The organism is Paenisporosarcina sp., assembly GCF_057785155.1.
In genome coordinates, this window is the sequence record NZ_JBYNRN010000049.1 from 1 (window position 1) to 19,286 (window position 19,286).

The window sequence follows — 19,286 nt, forward strand, 5'->3', positions numbered from 1 at the left end:
AATGGAACAAGGTACAGTAAAATGGTTTAATGCAGAAAAAGGTTTTGGTTTTATCGAGCGTGAAAATGGGGACGATGTATTCGTACATTTCTCAGCAATCCAAAGTGAAGGCTTCAAATCTTTAGACGAAGGTCAAAAAGTTACTTTCGACGTTGAGCAAGGCGCTCGTGGAGCTCAAGCTTCAAACGTTCAAAAAGCATAATTTAACCTTTCAAACAGACTCTACTTATGTAGAGTCTGTTTTTTGTTGTGCATAAGAAAGACGGAGCCTCCACTTATATGATGGAGGCTCCGTCTAATTTTATGGTTAACCTAATTTGAACTTTGTACTTAATGTAAAAATACCAATAGGAACGTATAACTCAAAATACCAATTAAGAATGCGGGCAAATTACTTTTTTGCTCTTCAGGTAATTCATCCTTCATTACATTCAATATAATTCCTCCCGCTAAAAAAGCAGTAAGAAGTGAAACCACAACATCTTTTATTTCAATAAAAGCCCCAACGCTCCAACCTACGAAAATAGCTATCGCCAATAACCATCTTCCGAAACGATCATATTCTTCTTTATGAGATTCTCTTAAACTCCAGTCATTTGTAATGAAATGGACACTCATTGCAACAAAAAACAAAAGAGTACCAGTTACACCTTCATATTCACCGCGAACCATCAAATATCCAATCACTGCATTGTAAAAAAAGAAAGAAGCCATATGAATTTGAAATCTTTGCAAAGACTCTTGATCTCCGCCTTCTTTTTTATCTAGCTCTTCTTTTTTCCTAACCATCACTTCCAACCCATAGAAAATAGCAAGTCCAATCATTGCGACAATATAAATATGATCTTCCATAACCATCCAAAAATTTGACTGAACAGTATCTTCAAGCTCTTTTTGATATTCATTTAATTCTGGCAATAAATGAACAAATACATAAGAAACTGCAACTCCTGAAGAAAAAGATAGAAACACGTGTCGAGGAGAAAACCTTAAAAAATCTAGCCTTTTGGATAAAATATGTACAGCGATAAGTCCACAAGTAAGTAAAAATGTAAATAAGATCATGCTCTACCTCCTTTCTTTTGGATACTTGTTACTTATACCCTAAAATGAACACTTTACTGCTATTTTTTATAAAACAAAATGAGTGTTGTTATTCTTGAAGCAAAAAGAAAAACCGGCATCAGCCGGTTTTACATTCCTTCATATAAAGTTTGCACTGGTTTCATTAAAACTCGATTCACTTCTTCGATCAAACCGCTTAAACCCATTTCAGCTTGTAGCATCTTTTCAATTTTAGGATTTGCTTGAGCCAGTTGTGCTGTTTTTTGAGCATACTCAAGTTCTTCTCCTGAAATTTCTTCTCCAGCCATTTGTTTTTGTTGCAATGTCATCTGCAGATCTCTAAAGCTTTTAAATAGTGCCAAAGCTTGTTCATCTGATTTCACTTCAGCAACAGCTTGTTGTACCGCGGCATATTCATTTGTTTTTCTAAAAGAAGTTTCTAATCGGTTAATGTCATCATAAATGTTTACAGTCATTAAAAATCACTCCTATATCATATTCATAAAGTAGACGATAAGACCTTGAATAATTCCGATTAAACCTCCAAGAACTGCTCCAAGGACTGTTATCATTTTAAATTCTTTCTTTGAAATACCAAGAACTAATTCTTCTAAACGTTGCACTGGGAATGAATCCACCTGTTCTTTAACCATATCTTCTAATTTTAAGCGGTGTATCATTTCTTCGAGCTTTTGTTCTCCTTGAAGGAAAGCAAAATTCGTTAACTTCGGCGTGAAGTTAAGTGCAGTCCAGTTTGCACCATCTGGCCAGTATGATTGTAACGTAGCATCCAGTCTTTTTTCAACTGCAAGCTCTTGTTTAACATACGTCTTTACGGTTGATAAGATGGGCTGCCAATCGAAGCCACCGATTAATTCTTGGAGAGGTCGATCTTTTAACTTTTCCCATTCCCCACGAATGATATTGGCAATTAATTCAAATGTTCCTGGTGCTCTTAGGAATTTTTGAATCTCAGGCTGGACTTTGTCGACGATAGTGGACGACTCTCCCATAAACATTTGGATCATATTTCCTAATGTACCTTTAGAAGAAAGGAAGTCATCAACTAGTCGTTTAATCGTTTGTCTTCCTTCTTCAGATTCAAAAAAAGATTCGCCTTTATTTAACATGTACTCTACAATTTCTGGAATTTGCTCATTTGCTTTTTCCATCCACTGTTCAGGTGCCAATTCACGAATTGATTTAGTAGCAAAACGCATTTCCATGCTACTGATTTGCTTATCTAAAATGTCATCAATTTTCGCTTCTACTCGATTAGGTATTTGCTCTATACCCGCTTTTTGCATCCATTGTTGGATTGTAAGATCGGATTCAAACACCTGTTTTGTAATCTGACCTTGAATCCAAATCTCTGCTTTTCGACTCATCTCTTGAGAGAAAAAGCGGCGTTTAAATGTGTCTGGAGTCAATAAATGTTCTACTACCGTTCTGCCTAATTGTTTTGCTAATTCATCTCGTCTCTTTGGAATTAACCCTGGTGTAAAAGGTACTTTCCAGTTGCCAATATATTTGGCTTCATGCGGACGAAATAACATTTTGATTGCTAAGTGATTTGTATATCCACCTATTAAAGCACCAATAAGTGCCATAAATACGATTGTCCATAAAAAATTCAATGTCTTCACCTTTTTCTTTCAAGCTACCTTCCATTATAACAAGAAGGCAGCTCGATTAAAAATGAGAAGACATGAACTTAAATCGAGTTATATATAGTTGAAAGTCGAATAGCATGTTCCATTTCATCATTCATGGCAATAAATAATGGATCATGTGCTTCAGGAATTGGGATGGTAAGCAGCATTTCTTTATATAATTCTACGCCCTCTAATTCATCTATGAGCGCATCTTTTACTGCTTTTTTGAAACTAGTCGGATGCTTCGGCTTAGCAGGGTTTTGAACAAACTCTCCTGTCAGCATATAATAGAGTTGTTGAAACATTTCATAATGACTTTTTTCATCCTCTATAATATGTTTTATAAAGGATTGGAAAAAGGCATCATCCGTTAATGTGAGCATATGTTTATAAACATAATAATCTCTGTACTCACCTTCGATGGCTTGTTTTAATTGCTCAGTAAACACATTGTCACTCCTTTTGTCTTTAAGACAACTTATGCGATGAAAAGTGACACTATGAAAGGAGTTCCTCATGTTACAACACTTTAGCTTTAAACCAATGTTTGAAAACAAGCAACTACCCGGCTGGACGTTTTCATTTTTTTATAAACAATCTCGCTATAATGGCGACTACCACCCTGATGGCAAAATCGAGTGGAAAGGTTCTCATCCTCCTGATGAAGAAACCGTAAAGAAAATGATTCATGAATTAATGCTTTTCCACGTGTACGATTAATGCAAGAAATTAGAAAAGACACAGTTTGTGCCGAAAATGGTGCAAGCTGTGTCTTTTCTTTTTTTTTGAGAATTTTATGTAAAGTGTGGAAAACAGATGATAAGTGAAACCTTTTTATTTTTAGCACGTATTACTAACATAAGAAATTTTTACCAAATATATTTAAAAGTAACATAGTATTGTTAAGGAGTATTTTTAAAATATTTAAAGAGTTAAATCCATCAATATTATATACAAGTATTGATCGAATCGAATCATGGAAATGCATACCGGAATAATCCAATGAATCTTATATAATCTTATGAGTCCTTAAGGAGGACCTTTCTTGAAGATAATATCAACCACATTATTTAAGTATTTATTCGGGGTAATAGGCATTATTTTAATAAGCTGTGCACCTGTTCTCTTTAAACTTCACCACTTCTTTGATCTTCAATTATTTTTTTCAACATTTTCTGGAGTTGTAAAGGACTTCTTCACACCAGCTGAATGGCATTTACGCTATATAGCACTCAATACATTGGAAACAAAATATATTTCTTTTCTTCAGTATTTTACAGGACCTTATATTTATTCAATGTCGATTCTGATTGCCTCACTCCTTATATCCCTTATAATTTCATTCGTACTGTCATTAGTTACATTTTTGTCAAAGGGCTTTCCAAAAAAATTCCTTCTACAGACAGCAAAAATTCTTGAGTCATTTCCGGATTTTTCATTTATATTTCTTATACAAATAGTAGTTGTTCAATTTTATTTAAAAACCGATATTCTAATTTTACAATTTTATAGTTTAGGAGATAACTTGGTTTATATCGCTCCCATTCTTTGTTTATCCATTTTACCTACTCTGTTATTTTTCAAGCTCTTTATCTTGTTATTTGAAGAGGAGTGGGGAAAATCCTATGTTGAGTTGGCAAGATCTAAGGGGTTAAATAATTTCGAAGTATTGTTGAAACATTGTACTTCTAATGTTTTGAAAAGTTTATTTTTTCAATCTAAATCGATTGTTTGGCTTAGTATATCTTCCTTATTAATTATAGAATACCTTTTTGGCATAAATGGGATTCTTTATTATTTGAGGGCTGATTTTAGTCCGACTGGAACAAGTTTTATTCTTTTATCTATTTTCACTCCCTTCTTCTTTTTTTATACAATAGCAGAGCGTATTGTTGATAAAGAGCAAATAATGAGAAATGTGATTTTCAATAATTTGAATTTATCTTTATTAAGCATTCAACAAATTAAATCATTACCTATCTTTAGAAAAAAAGACTCTAGACCTGGAATTTCAGCAACCTTGACAAGCGTAAGGAAAAATCTATTCAAAAGTTTAACTATTAAGATTCCAGTTTTGATTGTATTTGGTCTTTTATTAACTAGCTTTATGTATTTCATCATATTTGACGATCAAATAGATCAAATCAATTATATTTACAATGAGGAAGGGGAAATGATAAGTATTTCACCACACCCTCCCTCTTCTAGCATTCTATTTGGAACAGATCCATTTGGTTTTTCTATACTTCAACAATTAATAGTTGGTCTCAAATATACCATCCTAATCACTTTAGTCATTGCAACTACACGAATAGTAGCGGGTTATTTATTTGCAATTCTTTATGTGTTTTATTCAAACAATAAAATAAGAGTAGCCATTAATTCGATTGCTGATGGTATGCATTTTTTACCATTATCACTACTAACATATATTTTATTAATGCCAGTACTTAAAAACTTTACTGGCATATGGGAAACAACATTAATGGAGAGGTTGATATTTCAAATTGTCATTATGTCCGTCATAGTTCTACCAGTAACAACAAGTTCCATAGGGAATGAAATGAATGAAACTTTAAAAAAAGAATATGTTCAAAGTTCGGTTGTGATGGGGGGATCATTAATATGGATTTTAATCAAACATCTAAATCCTGTTCTATGGCCAAAGATTCTTTTACTTTGGACACAACATATCATACAAGTGCTACAAATGTTTGTGCACTTAGGGATTTTATCCCTTTTTGTTGGAGGTTCAACGTATGGAGTACCAGACATATCTGAGCTTTCAGGTATGATTGCCATTTCGAGAGAAGTCTTTATGACGAAACGATATTGGATGATTCTTCCTCCATTGTTCACCTTTATGCTACTGATATATTGTTTCAATACCATTGCAAATGGAATTTCAAAGAAACCCATATTTTTTTCTAAAAACGATTAGAATATTCAAATTCGAGCAGTTTGATATTAAAAGCTTTGCGACTAATAATTCTTTTTAAACACGGGCTGTTCACAAGTATTAAAAAAGGCTGCCAATTCATTTCGAATTGACAGCCTTTTTATGTAGTGTTTTATTTTCAACTCAGGCGAGAACTCGTTTAATAGTTGACCAAGTGGTTAAATAGTTTATTAACGGCTTTTCACAAGCATTTGAACTGCTTCTTGAATGGCATCTTCTGCAGACTTGCCAGTTTCATTCGATTCAATAATACATTGTTGTAAGTTCTTTGCAACGACTAGTCCAATTGATCGATCAGAAGCAGAACGTACAGCTGATAGTTGAGTGACTACCTGGCGACAATCTTTTCCCTCTTCCATCATTTTAATCACTCCACGAACCTGTCCCTCTAATCTTTTCAAACGATTAATTACATCTTTATCATATTGCACAACTCTCACTCCAGTCTTCCGTGTTTCGATTCTCTAAATATAAAGCTTTCACTAGTAACTTGCAATCATAAATGCTAAAAACGACTTCTAGGTTGTCACCTGTGAGGTAAGAACAGATGTGGAAGCTCTGATTACTAGAATCACTAATTAGGCTACAAGACTGATCTGCTATGTTGCACAGAGATATTCTTTATTAAAAAGGGAATATCCCTTAACCCACTTGAGGATTAAGAGATACGCCAGATTGAAGACGATACATTTGTTCGTAACGCCCTCCTAAAGTTAATAATTCATCGTGTGTACCTTGTTCAACAATTTCTCCTCGATCTAACACTAATATTCGGTCTGCATTTTTAATAGTAGAAAGTCGATGAGCAATAATGAATGTTGTTCGTCCTTTTTTCAAAACATCCATCGCGTGTTGAATAATTTCTTCAGTTTCGGTATCGATATTCGATGTAGCTTCATCTAAGATCAGAATCGCTGGGTCAAATGCTAAAGCTCGGGCAAATGAAATGAGTTGTCGTTGTCCAGAAGATAACGTACTTCCTTTTTCAATTACAGGCTCATCAATTCCTTTAGGTAAATGCTTTAATACTCGGTCCCCTCCGACAGCATCTAGAGAAGCTTGCACTTTTTCACGAGAAATTCTTGCATCACCTAAACTCACATTTGTTTCAATCGTTCCTGTGAATAAATAGGGATCTTGTAAAACAATTCCCATATGATCACGAACTGTTTGACGAGATAAGTCTTGAATATTCATGCCATCAATGGTGATGGCACCTTTAGAAACATCATAGAACCTGAACAGTAAATTCATAATCGAACTCTTACCTGAACCTGTATGTCCAACTAGCGCAACAGTCTCGCCCTTTTTGGCTTCAAAAGAAATGTCTTTTAAGACATACTCTTCTTCTTTATAAGCGAACCAGACGTTATCAAAACGTACATTCCCTTCATATCTATCAACCTTTTCATCGCTTACATCTTCACCAGGTCGATCCATTAATCGGAAGACACGTTCGGCCGCTACAAGGGCCTGTTCTAATTTCGCTAACTGATTCACCACGCCAGTAACTGGATGGAATAGTCGCGTTATATAATCTACAAACGCATATAAAACCCCTACTGAAATAGCTGTTGTTGCTGTCAATGAAGCACCACCAAAATACCAGATGAATAAGACAAACGTGATAGAACGGATTGCCCCTACTAAATTGTGGGAAGTTCCTGCGTCTAAATACAATAACTTATTCTGGTATTTATAGTGTTCACGGTTCATTACTTCGAACTCTTCTTGCATCTGTTCTTCACGTCGAAATGCTTGGATAATCGTCATTCCTTGAATGGATTCATTGATCATTGCATTCATATCACTGACTTTTCCTCGAACAATATGATTATATTTTGATGCGTACTTACGGTACATAATCATCCAAATATAGAGGATTGGCAAAACAAATAATGCAATCGTGGCCATTTTCCAGTCTAGGAAGAACAAAGCCACATAAATCCCTGTGATATACATGGCACTCGATGCAAACTGAGACAATACAGTTACATATAGTTCTCGAATGGCTTCTGTATCGTTCGTTATTCGAGCTACTACTTTTCCAGCCGGTAAATTATCGAAATAGCGAATTGGTAGCGTTTGAATATGTTGATACACATCATTACGCATTTTTTGAATGACACGATTCGCTGCCTTTTGTAAAAGTAAGTACTCGCCATATCGAAATACAGCAGCAACAACGGTTAAAGCAAAGAATATGCCAAGTAACATCGCGATTGGTTCAAAATCGATTGAACCCCCATCAGCACCTGCAATATGATCATCAATAATCTTCTTTGCAATTAGGGGTCCGGCTAAATCTGCTGCTACAGCAACGGTTAGTAATGACATCCCCATGATTAACAATTTTTTATAGTGAAGGGCGTATACCCAAAGTCTTTTTCCTGTACTCATGACGTCACCTCCTCGATCTGTTGGCGATCGAACTGCTCTTTGTACCAGCCTTCGTTTTCCAACAAATCCTCATGTGTACCTTCTTCAATAATCACACCATCATCAAGTACAAGAATCCAATCAGCATGTTGAATCGCTGACAAGCGATGAGTCGTGATAATTGTTGTTTTCCCGTTTCGTTCTCTTTGAATATTTTCAATAATTTTCGATTCTGTTTTCGCATCAACTGCAGATAATGAATCATCTAATAGAAGAATTTCAGGATTTTTAATTAACGCACGTGCAATTGAAATACGTTGCTTTTGTCCTCCCGATAAAGCGACTCCCTTTTCACCGACAAGTGTCTCAAGTCCTTGAGGAAGCATTTCCAAATCTTTTTGGAAATAAGATAATCGAATAGCATTTTCAATGTCTTGATCTGTTGCGTCTGGATGACCAAACAAAATGTTTTGTTTCACAGTTCGTGAGAATAAAACATGATCTTGAGGAACATATCCTATCCAATTACGAACTTGGTCTTTCGTCTGCTCTTTAATTGAAATACCTGACAATGACAATGAACCTTTACCAGCAGGATACTCTCTCAGTAATTGCTTGATAAATGTCGTTTTCCCACTACCCGTCTTCCCAACGATACCAAGCGTTTGACCTTGTTCAATTTGAACATGAATATTCGACAAGTTGATGTTCGTAGACGTCGGATATTGGAAATCAACTGAACTAAAGCCAATTTGGCCTGGACGATCCAATTTGACAGCTTGTTCAGGATCTTTAACATCCTCTTCATAATCCAGCGTTTCTTCAACGCGGTCCAATGAAGCATTTCCTCGTTGCATGACATTGATTAATTCACCAATCGCAAACATTGGCCAAATAATCATCCCAAGATACACATTAAACGCTACCAAATCTCCTAGAGTCATTTGTTGTTGCGATACTAAATAAGCACCATAACCTAGACCAATCATGTAACTGATACCCGTTAATACTTTTGTAATTGGGTTAAACAATGCATCGATTTTTTCAACTTCCATGTTTTTCGCATAAACATCTTCTGTCATTTCATCGAATTGTTTTTCAGAGGCACGTTCTTGCACATAGGCACGAATCACGCGAACTCCAGCTACTGCTTCTAGGACACTATCATTCATATCTCCAAATGCATCTTGAGCTTTCATATATTTTTCATGGATGCGTTTCCCAAGAATTTGCATGATGATCGCTAAAATAGGCAATGGCAATAATGCGACTAATGTTAATTTCCAACTCACTAAAACACCCATTGTTATTAAAATTGTCAACATATATAGGGATGAGTCAATTAACGTTAAAATACCAAAACCTGCTGTCGTAGAAACCGCTTTTAAATCATTTGTCGCACGAGCCATTAAATCTCCTGTGCGATTTTTTTCATAAAATGATGGAGTCATTCGTAAAAATTGTTTCATCAAACGACCACGTAATTGTTTCTCAATTACATATGCCCCACCAAAAAGTTGATATTGCCATACAAAGTTACTTAAATAATTGACAACCGTAACTGCAATAAGAGCGAGTATAAATGTAAGTAATAATTTAGAAGTTAATGTTTGTTGGTAAATAGCATCAATTGATTCTCCGAGTAACCATGGAGGGACAACCTCTAGCACATTGGTAACCATTAATAAGGAAATGGCGATTGTATACCGTTTCCAATTTTCTTTGAAAAACCATCTTAATTTAAATAATACTGTGAACATGTCATTTCCTACTTTCTGTTATAGGTGTAGCCTAACTAACCACCTTCTAGAGATTCCTTTAGTAAAATTTGCTTCTGTTGGCGATTTTTCATCGTCAGCACTCCTTTTTTCATTTTTTATGTGACAGCTTTCACTGGTAACACCAAATTTTGGTAATAAGTGAACACAAAAAAGCACACGCCCTGTTTCCAGATGCGTGCGCTCTTGAAAATAGGTACAGGTCCATACCTGTGCCTTGTTATGTGTTAAGTCAATCGAGAAATAACAGGCAAGTACGGAAGAACTATGCAATTTGAACGAATATCCATTTTGTTAATCATCGGTCGTACCTCCTTTTCTCACATTTATTTACTTATTCAAGATTAGCACGTTGTTTTTTAAATTGTCAATAGATTTTGAAATAAATGCTAATTCTTTATGCAAAAAGTTTAGAACTTTTGCAGATGGGTATTTAAAGAGTAATAAATCTTAAGGGATAGGGAGAGATGAAAAAATGGAAGAACACAAACATGTTGAAGTAAAACGAGAAGAGAAAACGGACACGGGTCTAGTAGGTGCAACATTCATTAAGTACGCAGCTTATATCATTATTTTCTTTGGTATTCTATGGTTCTTAATTTCTTACGTATTCCCGATGTTTAGTTAATAAGGAGTGATTTAAATGTTCCAAAAAATGATCGTTGGTTATGATGGTTCAGAAGGCAGTAGAGCCGCACTAGAAAAAGCCATTACAATTCTTCAAACTAATCAAAATGCCAAATTACTAATAGCTTATGTAAATGAAGATGTAGTAGGTGAGGAGATTGCCTATTCTGGTCAACCTTTAGGTTCTGCGCCTATCCTAGACGATATGACAACAACTCCACCCGTACCAAACGATCCTGAATCACCTAGACATTTTGCTCGAGATTACGCTGTACAAATGTCAGATTCTATTCAATCTCAATTGGATGAACATCAAGTAAGTGGCGATATTGTCGCTGTTGATGGACACCCTACTAGAGCATTAGCTGAATTAGCCGAACGAGAACAAGCAGATGCAATTATTGTAGGTAATAGTGGGAAATCCAGTTTTCAAAAATTCTTTGTCGGTTCAGTTAGTGAAAAACTTGTAAAAGAATCTCCATGTTCAGTAATAGTAGTTAAATAATTTCCAATGCGTTTCTCTTACACCGAGGAACGCATTTTTATTTCGAATAAAATTAGTATTCCTCTATACTGAATAAAGAAGAATATGTTTATCCTGTTAAAATAAGACCTGTAAATTGGAGACGGATTTTAAAGGAGACATGAATCGATGAAAATTGCCGTAATTTTAAGAAATGATTTACGTCTTCACGATCATCCTGCCATGCATCAAGCATCATTAGATGGTGATATTTTACCGATTTATGTACTTGAAGAAAACTTGGGCTCAGCGTTTAAATATTGGACTCATGGTCACTTGAAGTCTTTACAATCTTCATTGCGCAAAATCGATGGAGACTTATACGTCTCGAGTCATTCACTAAAAGAAACAATTGTATCCCTCATTGAGGAATTACAAATTAATGCTGTCTATTATAACCGCTCATATCACCCTGATCAGCGAATCCGTGATGAGGCATTTGCACACGAATTAGATGAAAAAGGTATCATGGTGAAAACGTTTGAAGGAATCATGCTTCTGCCACCCTGGAAAGGGGTAAAAGAAAATGGAGAGCCGTATAAAGTATTCACCCCTTTCTATAAGCAATTTCGAACAAAAACAGTTCCACAAGCCGTTCCAAAAGTGATGGAAGCTACCTTTATAGAGGTGCCTCAAGAGGTGACCTGTATATCAGCTACAATCGATTCGTTGAAGTTAGTACCCTCTCTTGACTGGACAAAAGGAATTGACGAAACTTGGGCTGTAGGAGAAGAAGCTGCGATTGAACAAGTGAAAACCTTTATAGATGAAGATGTTGCTGCTTACAAACACTGGAGAGATTTCCCTTCAATAAATGGAACATCACGAATTTCTCCTTATTTAGCAGTCGGTGCCCTCTCGGTCCGCAGTCTGTATCATTATGCTTTGAAAATGAAACCAGACGTAAGTGAAGCATTCATCCGTCAATTAATATGGAGAGAATTTGCTTATCATATGATTGTTCATTATCCTCAAACGGTGAGTAAACCACTTAACGAGAAATTCGATAACTTCCCTTGGCTAAATAGTGAAGATCATTATAGAAAATGGTGTCATGGGCAAACAGGTATTCCATTAATAGACGCAGGCATGCGTGAGTTGTGGTCAACCGGTTATATGCATAATCGTGTTCGAATGAATGTAGCGAGTTATTTAACGAAGCACTTGCTCATTGATTTCACAAAAGGGATGGAATGGTTTTGGGATACGTTAATCGATAGTGATATCGCTAACAACACGTTTGGATGGCAATGGGCTTCAGGTAGTGGCGCAGATGCAGCCCCATATTTCCGGATTTTCAATCCTTATTTACAGAGTGAGAAATTCGATAACGAGGCTACCTATATTCGAAAATGGATTCCAGAGTTAAAAAGGCTTTCAAATAAAGACATTATTGAACCTGACCAAGCTTCAGCTGAGGCATTAGAAGACGCCGGAGTCGTATTAGGTGAAACATACCCGTTCCCTATCGTCACTCACAAAGCTGGCCGAACTCGCGCACTGCTAGCTTATGGTGAAATAAAAAATTCAAAGTCTGATGAAAGCGAATGACTAACCGTCATTCGCTTTAGAATGTATACATATTCAAAATGTTGATTTCCATTGCTGCGGACGCTTTCCGCGGGCAAGACTTCAGCCGCTTCCCTCGCGATGCTCAGTCCAGGGTCTTCAGTTCTTGCTAATTCCGCCGGAGTCGCCGCCTCCATTCCAATCAACTGAAACATAAAATCATACATCTTTTATAAGCATTTTAAATACTTTTTATAAGTGATACCCTGCAAATCTAACTGAGCGACTATTCACCAAAGCAGAAACACCTGCCAAGCGGAGCGGGCAGGGCTAATTAGGGCTGCTCGCTCCGCTTTCGCAGCCTTTGCTGTTGGATCGTCTTCATGTTTGAGATCTTACGCTTTGAACAATTACAACTGAGATGGCGATTATTCTAACTATCTTTCGCAGCCATGACTGTTGGATTGCCTTCTTCTTTGCGATCGTGCTATTAGGACAATTACAACTGAGATGGCGATTATTCTAACCAAGAATGCCATTTTTCTAACTGAGAACTCCATAATTCTAACTGAGATCGTCAAACTTCTAACTGAGCGACCACTCACCAACAGAAACACCTGCCAAGCGGAGCGGGCAGGGCTAATTTGGGCTGCTCGCTCCGCTTTCGCAGCCTTTGCTGTTGGATCGTCTTCATGTTTGAGATCTTACGCTTTGAACAATTACAACTGAGATGGCGATTATTCTAACCAAGAATGCCATTTTTCTAACTGAGAACCCCAAAATTCTAACTGAGATCGCCAAACTTCTAACTGAGATTTTTGACAACAAAAAAACCTCAGCATTTGCTAAGGTTTCCATCTATCATTCTTCTATTAATACTGCACGAACAGGGCTTCCATCTGCTCCCTCTATTTTTAATGGGAGTGCAATTAATTTGTAAATTCCTTCTTGAATATCATCTAAGACAATTCCTTCAAGAATATAGCGTCCTGCCTCTCCTAATGCGTGATGCATTGGGAGTTCTTTACTAGTAATGGCATCAACTGAAGGTAAGTCTACCCCAAATAACACCAAGTTGTTTTCAATCATCCACTCAACAACGTCGACATTAAATAAAGGAATTTCTTCAGGGAATTCATTACGGTTCTTCCAAGCATTTGTTTTAAAGAGAACAGCTTTTGCAGTACCAACCTGCACGTTACGAAGGATTTCTCTTGAAACTTCACTTTTTTCACTCACATCTACCACAACGGCATCTAGAAAATAATTTTCTAGTGGGAGCTCATGTACTTTTAATCCTGCATTATCAAAATGATATGGTGCATCAATATGAGTTCCGATATGTGTACTAGTAGTGATTTGCCCTACATTAACTGAGCCACTTTGTTCCTTTGACCAGCTAATTTGAAATTGAAATGGTGTGTCTCCTGGCCATTCGGCAGATTCTTTATTCAACAGCATGGAAATGTCATGAATTTTCAATCAGGCCACCACATTTCGTTCGTTGGTAAACGTCTTGTATGATTCTTCTTCCATAATCTTTTTCAGACGTTGAACCATTTCCCAAACATCCATATAACTTGAATAGAAGCTGATCGGTGCCAGACGAATAATATCTGGCGCACGGAAATCGGGTACAACATTTGCTTGTTTCAACGCTTTACAAATACGCGCCGCTTCAGGATGTGCTAAAGCGATATGCCCGCCACGTGCCTCGTCAGCAATTGGCGTCACATCCGTAAAACCAAAATCATTCAGTTGCATCTTTACTAAATCTCGTAAATATTGTGTTAATGCTAAGGATTTGTTACGAATTGCTTCCATTCCCGCTTCTTCAAACAATTCAACACTTCCACTAAGTGGAGCTGTACTAAATAAGTTCGGGGTACCAATTTGGTATGCTCCCGCTCCCTCTGCTTTTGAAAATGCATGCGACATATCGAATTGCTTTGATTTATCAGAGCCAAACCATCCTGCTAAGCCAGGTAATTCATGGTGATGACGTTCATGAATAAAGAGTCCGCCAGTTCCACCAGGTCCGCTATTCATATATTTGTAATGACACCAAATCGCAAAGTCAACCTCGTCGTTATGTAATTGATGAGGAACTGCTCCAGCAGAATGAGCCAAGTCAAAACCAACTAAAATTCCTTTTGCATGAGCCATTTCTGTGATTTTCTTCAAATCTAATAACTGTCCGCTTCTATACAAAACAGATGGCAACATTAAAATCGCGACATCTTCTGTTAACGTTTCCTCAATGGCTTCGAGCGTTAATGTGTAACCGTCATCACTTTTTACTTTGCGCATGGAAACAGAGGGATCAAGTCCACGAAGTTTCAAGTGACTTTCCACTGCATAAATATCTGATGGGAAGTTTAATTCATCTACAACAATAACGGAACGCTCTGGCGTTGGGTGAAAAAGGGTTGATAGCATTTGATGAATATTCACTGTAATTGAACCCGTCACCATTACTTCATTGCCACGAGCACCAACTACCATAGCCACACGTTCACTCAGTTTCTCTGGATAGGTAAACCAAGGCTCCTCGCCTTCTGTCCATCCGTCAATGCCTTTTTCACGCCAACTAGACATGAGTTGAGTTAATGTTTTTTCTGAACGCTTAGACATCAGTCCTAAAGAATTCCCATCCATATAGATTTGATTTTCAGGTAAATAAAATTCAGATTTAAAAGTACTCATCTGATCGTGTTGGTCCATATCCTTTGCATATTGCAACATTGTATCCAAAGTCAAAACTCCTTTTTAGCCAAACATGGCAAAGCTCAATGCACCTAAAATAGCTGTAATGACCACAACAATCCAAGGTGATAGTTTATAAAATACTAACAGAGTAAACGAGATCAGCACAATGACAAAATCAATTGGGTCATGAACCGCGCTTGTAAATACAGGATCATATAATGCAGCAAGTAAAATGCCCACTACTGCCGCGTTTACACCTTTTAAGGCAGCTTGAATTCTCGGTTTTGTACGAATAATAGACCAAAACGGCAAAGTTCCTATAACTAATAAGAATGAAGGTAAAAACATCGCGACAACAGCTATAGCCGCCCCTGAGAAACTTCCCATTAGTTGTCCTAGGTAACCTGATAATGTAAACAATGGACCTGGAACGGCTTGTGCAGCTCCGTATCCAGCGATAAATGCTTCTGATGACATCCAACCTTCCGGAACAACTTCACGCTCTAACATAGGAAGAACGACGTGCCCCCCACCAAAAACAATTGAACCTACTCGATAAAAGATATCAAAGATGGCATACCAAGTTGCTTGAACAAACGGTCTGAATATTGGTAACAAAATAAGTAAGGCAAAGAACAATATCCATGCGACAATGCCTGTCCTTTTCCCAAACTGTAAAGGCATCTCAACTGCTTCAGGTGCCTTTTCATTTCGATAATAAAGAAGTCCGAAAAGACCAGCTAGAATAATAATCAATATTTGCCCCCAGGCAGTTGGGATTAATAATGTTGCCCCTGCAGCAATCATCGCCACGGTTATTCGTGGTCTGTCTGGAGTTAAAGATTTACTCATGCCCATTAACGCATGTGCAACAACAGCTACTGCAACAATTTTCAAACCTTGAATCCAACCACTTTCAAACGAACCAGTTTGCATGATGATCCAAGCGAATGCCATAAGCAAAAGTACGGATGGTAATGTGAAACCAATCCATGATATCAAGCCACCAAGTAACCCTCCGCGAAGCATGCCCACAGATATTCCTACCTGAGAGCTCGCAGGACCGGGTAGAAACTGACACAATGCCACTAAATCTGCATATAATTTGTCATCTAGCCATTTTCTTTTTTCTACATATTCATCTCTAAAATAACCAATATGCGCTGCTGGACCACCAAAAGATGTCAAGCCAAGTTTTGTTGAAGCAGCTAATATTTCTATGTATTTGCTTCTTTTTTTAGTTGTCATTGTTGTGACCTCCATTTCATATATAAGCTTCTTCTTATATGATAATAAAAATAGTGATAAGGATAAAGAGATAACGTGCTAAAAAAGTATTATTTGTCTTTTGGCCTTGAGTATTTTATTATTATAAGTATTAACTATTTTTCAGAAAAACAGGAGGTGTACACTTTGTTCTCCCCCTCATTCGGGTTTGGAACAAAGGAATTCTTTGGACATAGCCATACGATTGGCAGCATTTGCTGTCTTAATCGCTTTTACAGCATTCTTCGTAGCAAGTGAGTTTGCTATTGTAAAAGTGAGAACAACACGCATCGATCAATTGATTGCGGAAGGTAATAAGCGTGCGATTCCCGCTAAAAGAGTCATTTCAAATTTAGATGAATATTTATCAGCGTGCCAGTTAGGGATAACCATCACCGCTTTAGGATTAGGTTGGTTAGGTGAACCGACTGTGGAACGCATTTTGCATCCCGTCTTTGAAAACTTTTCAGTGAGTGATAGTGTTGCGTCTTTACTTTCATTTATCATTGCATTCTCATTAGTTACGTTTTTACATGTAGTAGTTGGTGAATTAGCACCGAAAACTTTAGCCATCCAAAAAGCTGAAGAAGTCTCACTATTTTTTGCTGTTCCTCTGATTTGGTTTTACCGCATCATGTATCCGTTTATAAAATTTTTAAATGGATCTGCTCGGGCACTAACGGGTTTATTTGGATTAAAACCTGTTTCTGAATCTGAATTAGCTCATACAGAAGAAGAACTTCGTATGATTCTTTCAGACAGCTTGAAAAGTGGCGAAATCAATCAAGCAGAATACAAATATGTAAATAAAATTTTTGAGTTTGACGATCGGATTGCCAAAGAAATTATGGCTCCACGTACAGAGATGAGCACCATTGATAAAGATACAACTCTTCGTGAAGTGTTTGATCAAGTTAACGTTGAACAATATACCCGCTATCCAGTAACTGATGGCGATAAAGATCACGTTATTGGTTTAGTAAACATGAAGAACTTATTAACATCTTATATTAAAGATACAAATAATATTAATCGCCCAGTTATCGATTATATGCAACCTATTATTCGGGTTATTGAAACGATTCCGATTGGTGATTTATTACTAAAAATCCAACGTGAACGAATTCATATGGCGGTATTAATGGATGAATATGGTGGCACGTCTGGACTTGTTACAATTGAGGATATACTTGAAGAAATTGTTGGCGACATTCGTGATGAATTTGACAATGATGAACTACCGGAAGTACAAAAAATAGGCGAGCACCATTATATATTAGATGCAAAAATCTTAATTGAAAATGTCAATGATATTCTCGGCATTGATATTGACGAAGAAGATATCGATACTATTGGTGGTTGGTTTATGACGAAACGTTTTGAAGCCATAAAAGGTGAAAAAATAATTGAGCAAGGCTATGAATTTACGGTTAAAGATATGGAAGGTCATCACATACTTTACCTAGAAGTCGCTCGAATTAATGAAGAACAGATTACAAATGTAGAAGATCTATAAAACGGACGATAGAAAACGACTCTCTAAATGGGAGTCGTTTTGTTATGTCACAATGTTTTGGAGGTGGGAAACAAAATGGAACTCTATACACAATTAAGAGAAGGGGAAAAAGGTGCGATTATCAGCATTGTTACCTACCTCCTTTTAGCGGCTACGAAATTAACCATCGGGATAATTGGTACATCTGAAGCACTTAAAGCGGACGGCTTAAATAACACCACCGATATTGCGGCGTCTATTGCTGTTTTAGTTGGCTTACGTATTTCTCAGAAACCACCCGACCATAACCACCATTATGGACATCTACGTGCGGAAACAATCGCCTCCCTTGTCGCTTCGTTCATTATGGCGGCTGTAGGTTTACAAGTACTCGTCCATGCAGGTGGAAATTTGCTTCATCCTGTTCATCAGACTCCCTCGTTATTAACAGCTGGTGTTGCTAGTGGAAGTGCCATAATTATGTATGTTGTGTATCGATATAATTTAAAACTAGCGAATCGCATCAACAGTTCGGCTGTTCGAGCTGCTGCATACGATAACCGATCGGATGCACTGGTCAGTGTTGGGACAACAGTCGGGATTTTAGCAGCTATATTTGGCTATCCGGTTATCGATTCGATTACTGCCCTTCTCGTTGCTTTTTTAATTATAAAAACAGCTTATGATATTTTTAATGAAGCAGTACATACCTTAACGGATGGCTTCAATGAAGAAGAGGTGGAAACACTATCTTTGCTAGTTCGAAAAGTGCAAGGTGTTATTAATATCGAAGATTTTAAAGGCCGGATGCATGGGAATTTAATGTTTGTCGATTTAACCGTAACCGTAGATCCGACACTGAATGTCGTAGAAAGTCACCGGATTACGGAACAAATTGAAAACAAAATTCACAAAGTGAAACCATTCTGTATGGTGCTCGTGCATATTGAACCCGCAATTCCTGAACCAGAAAACTCAACGGTGTAATCCATTTGAAGCAATACATCATAGCCAAGCCCTATAAGTCATGAAAGAACCCCAACTCTTATGACATTATCTTCATATGTAACAGTAACATTTAACATAGGACTTAATAATTAGGTCAAATTAATTAATTAGAGTATTGACTTAATGAATATATTTTTGGTATGGTTTATTTATTAAATAGAAAGCAGGTGAGGTATTATGTCAATTTTATTATCGAATGTAAACAAGCGAATCGGCATGTTTCAGGTATCTCATCACGCGTGTGCTTTCTAAAAGCGATACGTCTTCTAGTGATGTGTATTAAACCGTGACTGCCTTTTCGCAGACACGGTTT

18 protein-coding genes are annotated in these 19,286 nt (G+C 37.0%); 8 read left to right on the top strand and 10 right to left on the bottom strand.

What is annotated here, in order from left to right; translation table 11 throughout:
* The first annotated feature begins 1 nt into the window (after position 1).
* On the top strand, positions 2-202 hold the full coding sequence (gene cspC, locus AC3EA5_RS17420) for a cold shock protein CspC (protein ID WP_016429181.1): 201 nt from the start codon (positions 2-4) through the stop codon (positions 200-202).
* Positions 203-330: 128 nt separating this feature from the next.
* Here cspC and AC3EA5_RS17425 read toward each other — a convergent pair whose 3' ends face one another.
* The 4 genes from AC3EA5_RS17425 to AC3EA5_RS17440 form a co-directional block, all read right to left on the bottom strand.
* On the bottom strand, positions 331-1,065 hold the full coding sequence (locus AC3EA5_RS17425) for a hypothetical protein (RefSeq protein WP_488609473.1): 735 nt from the start codon (positions 1,063-1,065) through the stop codon (positions 331-333).
* Positions 1,066-1,193: 128 nt separating this feature from the next.
* On the bottom strand, positions 1,194-1,541 hold the full coding sequence (locus tag AC3EA5_RS17430; protein WP_488609474.1) for a YlbF/YmcA family competence regulator: 348 nt from the start codon (positions 1,539-1,541) through the stop codon (positions 1,194-1,196).
* 12 nt (positions 1,542-1,553) lie between these two features.
* Positions 1,554-2,675: a DUF445 domain-containing protein gene (locus AC3EA5_RS17435; RefSeq protein ID WP_488609499.1), complete on the bottom strand. Its 1,122-nt coding sequence runs from the start codon at positions 2,673-2,675 to the stop codon at positions 1,554-1,556.
* Positions 2,676-2,779: 104 nt separating this feature from the next.
* Complete coding sequence (locus AC3EA5_RS17440; protein WP_488609475.1) at positions 2,780-3,169, bottom strand: ferritin-like domain-containing protein; 390 nt, start codon at positions 3,167-3,169, stop codon at positions 2,780-2,782.
* A 67-nt stretch (positions 3,170-3,236) separates the two neighbouring features.
* Here AC3EA5_RS17440 and AC3EA5_RS17445 point away from each other — a divergent pair, with 67 nt between their 5' ends.
* Both AC3EA5_RS17445 and AC3EA5_RS17450 read left to right on the top strand, forming a co-directional pair.
* Positions 3,237-3,440 carry a YheE family protein gene (locus AC3EA5_RS17445; protein ID WP_488609476.1) on the top strand — a complete coding sequence of 68 codons (204 nt, stop codon included), beginning with the start codon at positions 3,237-3,239 and terminating at the stop codon, positions 3,438-3,440.
* Between the two features lie 325 nt (positions 3,441-3,765).
* Positions 3,766-5,661 carry a hypothetical protein gene (locus AC3EA5_RS17450; protein WP_488609477.1) on the top strand — a complete coding sequence of 632 codons (1,896 nt, stop codon included), beginning with the start codon at positions 3,766-3,768 and terminating at the stop codon, positions 5,659-5,661.
* Positions 5,662-5,849: 188 nt separating this feature from the next.
* Here AC3EA5_RS17450 and AC3EA5_RS17455 read toward each other — a convergent pair whose 3' ends face one another.
* From AC3EA5_RS17455 to AC3EA5_RS17465, 3 genes are all read right to left on the bottom strand, one after another.
* Positions 5,850-6,110, bottom strand: coding sequence for a metal-sensitive transcriptional regulator (locus AC3EA5_RS17455; protein WP_488609478.1), 261 nt, complete (start codon positions 6,108-6,110; stop codon positions 5,850-5,852).
* A gap of 211 nt (positions 6,111-6,321) precedes the next feature.
* Positions 6,322-8,079, bottom strand: a complete 1,758-nt coding sequence (locus AC3EA5_RS17460) for an ABC transporter ATP-binding protein (RefSeq protein WP_488609479.1) — start codon at positions 8,077-8,079, stop codon at positions 6,322-6,324.
* Positions 8,076-9,818, bottom strand: coding sequence for an ABC transporter ATP-binding protein (locus AC3EA5_RS17465; protein ID WP_488609480.1), 1,743 nt, complete (start codon positions 9,816-9,818; stop codon positions 8,076-8,078). Before AC3EA5_RS17465 ends, AC3EA5_RS17460 begins: the two co-directional genes overlap by 4 nt.
* Positions 9,819-10,311: 493 nt before the next feature.
* Here AC3EA5_RS17465 and AC3EA5_RS17470 point away from each other — a divergent pair, with 493 nt between their 5' ends.
* From AC3EA5_RS17470 to AC3EA5_RS17480, 3 genes are all read left to right on the top strand, one after another.
* Positions 10,312-10,464 (top strand): hypothetical protein, encoded by a 153-nt coding sequence (locus AC3EA5_RS17470; protein ID WP_394188766.1) that lies wholly within the window; start codon positions 10,312-10,314, stop codon positions 10,462-10,464.
* A 15-nt stretch (positions 10,465-10,479) separates the two neighbouring features.
* On the top strand, positions 10,480-10,968 hold the full coding sequence (locus tag AC3EA5_RS17475; protein WP_488609481.1) for a universal stress protein: 489 nt from the start codon (positions 10,480-10,482) through the stop codon (positions 10,966-10,968).
* A 147-nt stretch (positions 10,969-11,115) separates the two neighbouring features.
* Complete coding sequence (locus AC3EA5_RS17480) at positions 11,116-12,537, top strand: cryptochrome/photolyase family protein (RefSeq protein ID WP_488609482.1); 1,422 nt, start codon at positions 11,116-11,118, stop codon at positions 12,535-12,537.
* Between the two features lie 819 nt (positions 12,538-13,356).
* Here AC3EA5_RS17480 and kynB read toward each other — a convergent pair.
* From kynB to chrA, 3 genes are read right to left on the bottom strand one after another with little or no spacing between them, the layout of a single operon-like run.
* Positions 13,357-13,977, bottom strand: coding sequence for an arylformamidase (gene kynB, locus AC3EA5_RS17485; RefSeq protein ID WP_488609483.1), 621 nt, complete (start codon positions 13,975-13,977; stop codon positions 13,357-13,359).
* Complete coding sequence (gene kynU / locus AC3EA5_RS17490; RefSeq protein ID WP_488609500.1) at positions 13,978-15,240, bottom strand: kynureninase; 1,263 nt, start codon at positions 15,238-15,240, stop codon at positions 13,978-13,980.
* 24 nt (positions 15,241-15,264) lie between these two features.
* A complete protein-coding gene (gene chrA, locus AC3EA5_RS17495; protein WP_488609484.1) occupies positions 15,265-16,452 on the bottom strand; it encodes a chromate efflux transporter in 1,188 nt (395 codons plus the stop codon).
* Between the two features lie 205 nt (positions 16,453-16,657).
* Here chrA and AC3EA5_RS17500 point away from each other — a divergent pair, with 205 nt between their 5' ends.
* On the top strand, positions 16,658-17,986 hold the full coding sequence (locus AC3EA5_RS17500; RefSeq protein ID WP_394188761.1) for a hemolysin family protein: 1,329 nt from the start codon (positions 16,658-16,660) through the stop codon (positions 17,984-17,986).
* Positions 17,987-18,061: 75 nt separating this feature from the next.
* Positions 18,062-18,952 (top strand): cation diffusion facilitator family transporter, encoded by an 891-nt coding sequence (locus tag AC3EA5_RS17505; RefSeq protein WP_488609485.1) that lies wholly within the window; start codon positions 18,062-18,064, stop codon positions 18,950-18,952.
* The last annotated feature ends 334 nt before the right edge of the window (positions 18,953-19,286 follow it).

What these genes read in the sequence shown, in the direction of transcription:
- cspC (WP_016429181.1), top strand. Translation starts at nt 2, where the DNA reads ATGGAACAAGGTACAGTAAAATGGTTTAATGCAGAAAAAGGTTTTGGT.
- AC3EA5_RS17425 (WP_488609473.1), bottom strand. Translation starts at nt 1,065, where the DNA reads ATGATCTTATTTACATTTTTACTTACTTGTGGACTTATCGCTGTACAT.
- AC3EA5_RS17430 (WP_488609474.1), bottom strand. Translation starts at nt 1,541, where the DNA reads ATGACTGTAAACATTTATGATGACATTAACCGATTAGAAACTTCTTTT.
- AC3EA5_RS17435 (WP_488609499.1), bottom strand. Translation starts at nt 2,675, where the DNA reads ATGGCACTTATTGGTGCTTTAATAGGTGGATATACAAATCACTTAGCA.
- AC3EA5_RS17445 (WP_488609476.1), top strand. Translation starts at nt 3,237, where the DNA reads ATGTTACAACACTTTAGCTTTAAACCAATGTTTGAAAACAAGCAACTA.
- AC3EA5_RS17460 (WP_488609479.1), bottom strand. Translation starts at nt 8,079, where the DNA reads ATGAGTACAGGAAAAAGACTTTGGGTATACGCCCTTCACTATAAAAAA.
- AC3EA5_RS17465 (WP_488609480.1), bottom strand. Translation starts at nt 9,818, where the DNA reads ATGTTCACAGTATTATTTAAATTAAGATGGTTTTTCAAAGAAAATTGG.
- AC3EA5_RS17470 (WP_394188766.1), top strand. Translation starts at nt 10,312, where the DNA reads ATGGAAGAACACAAACATGTTGAAGTAAAACGAGAAGAGAAAACGGAC.
- AC3EA5_RS17475 (WP_488609481.1), top strand. Translation starts at nt 10,480, where the DNA reads ATGTTCCAAAAAATGATCGTTGGTTATGATGGTTCAGAAGGCAGTAGA.
- AC3EA5_RS17480 (WP_488609482.1), top strand. Translation starts at nt 11,116, where the DNA reads ATGAAAATTGCCGTAATTTTAAGAAATGATTTACGTCTTCACGATCAT.
- kynU (WP_488609500.1), bottom strand. Translation starts at nt 15,240, where the DNA reads ATGTTGCAATATGCAAAGGATATGGACCAACACGATCAGATGAGTACT.
- chrA (WP_488609484.1), bottom strand. Translation starts at nt 16,452, where the DNA reads ATGACAACTAAAAAAAGAAGCAAATACATAGAAATATTAGCTGCTTCA.
- AC3EA5_RS17505 (WP_488609485.1), top strand. Translation starts at nt 18,062, where the DNA reads ATGGAACTCTATACACAATTAAGAGAAGGGGAAAAAGGTGCGATTATC.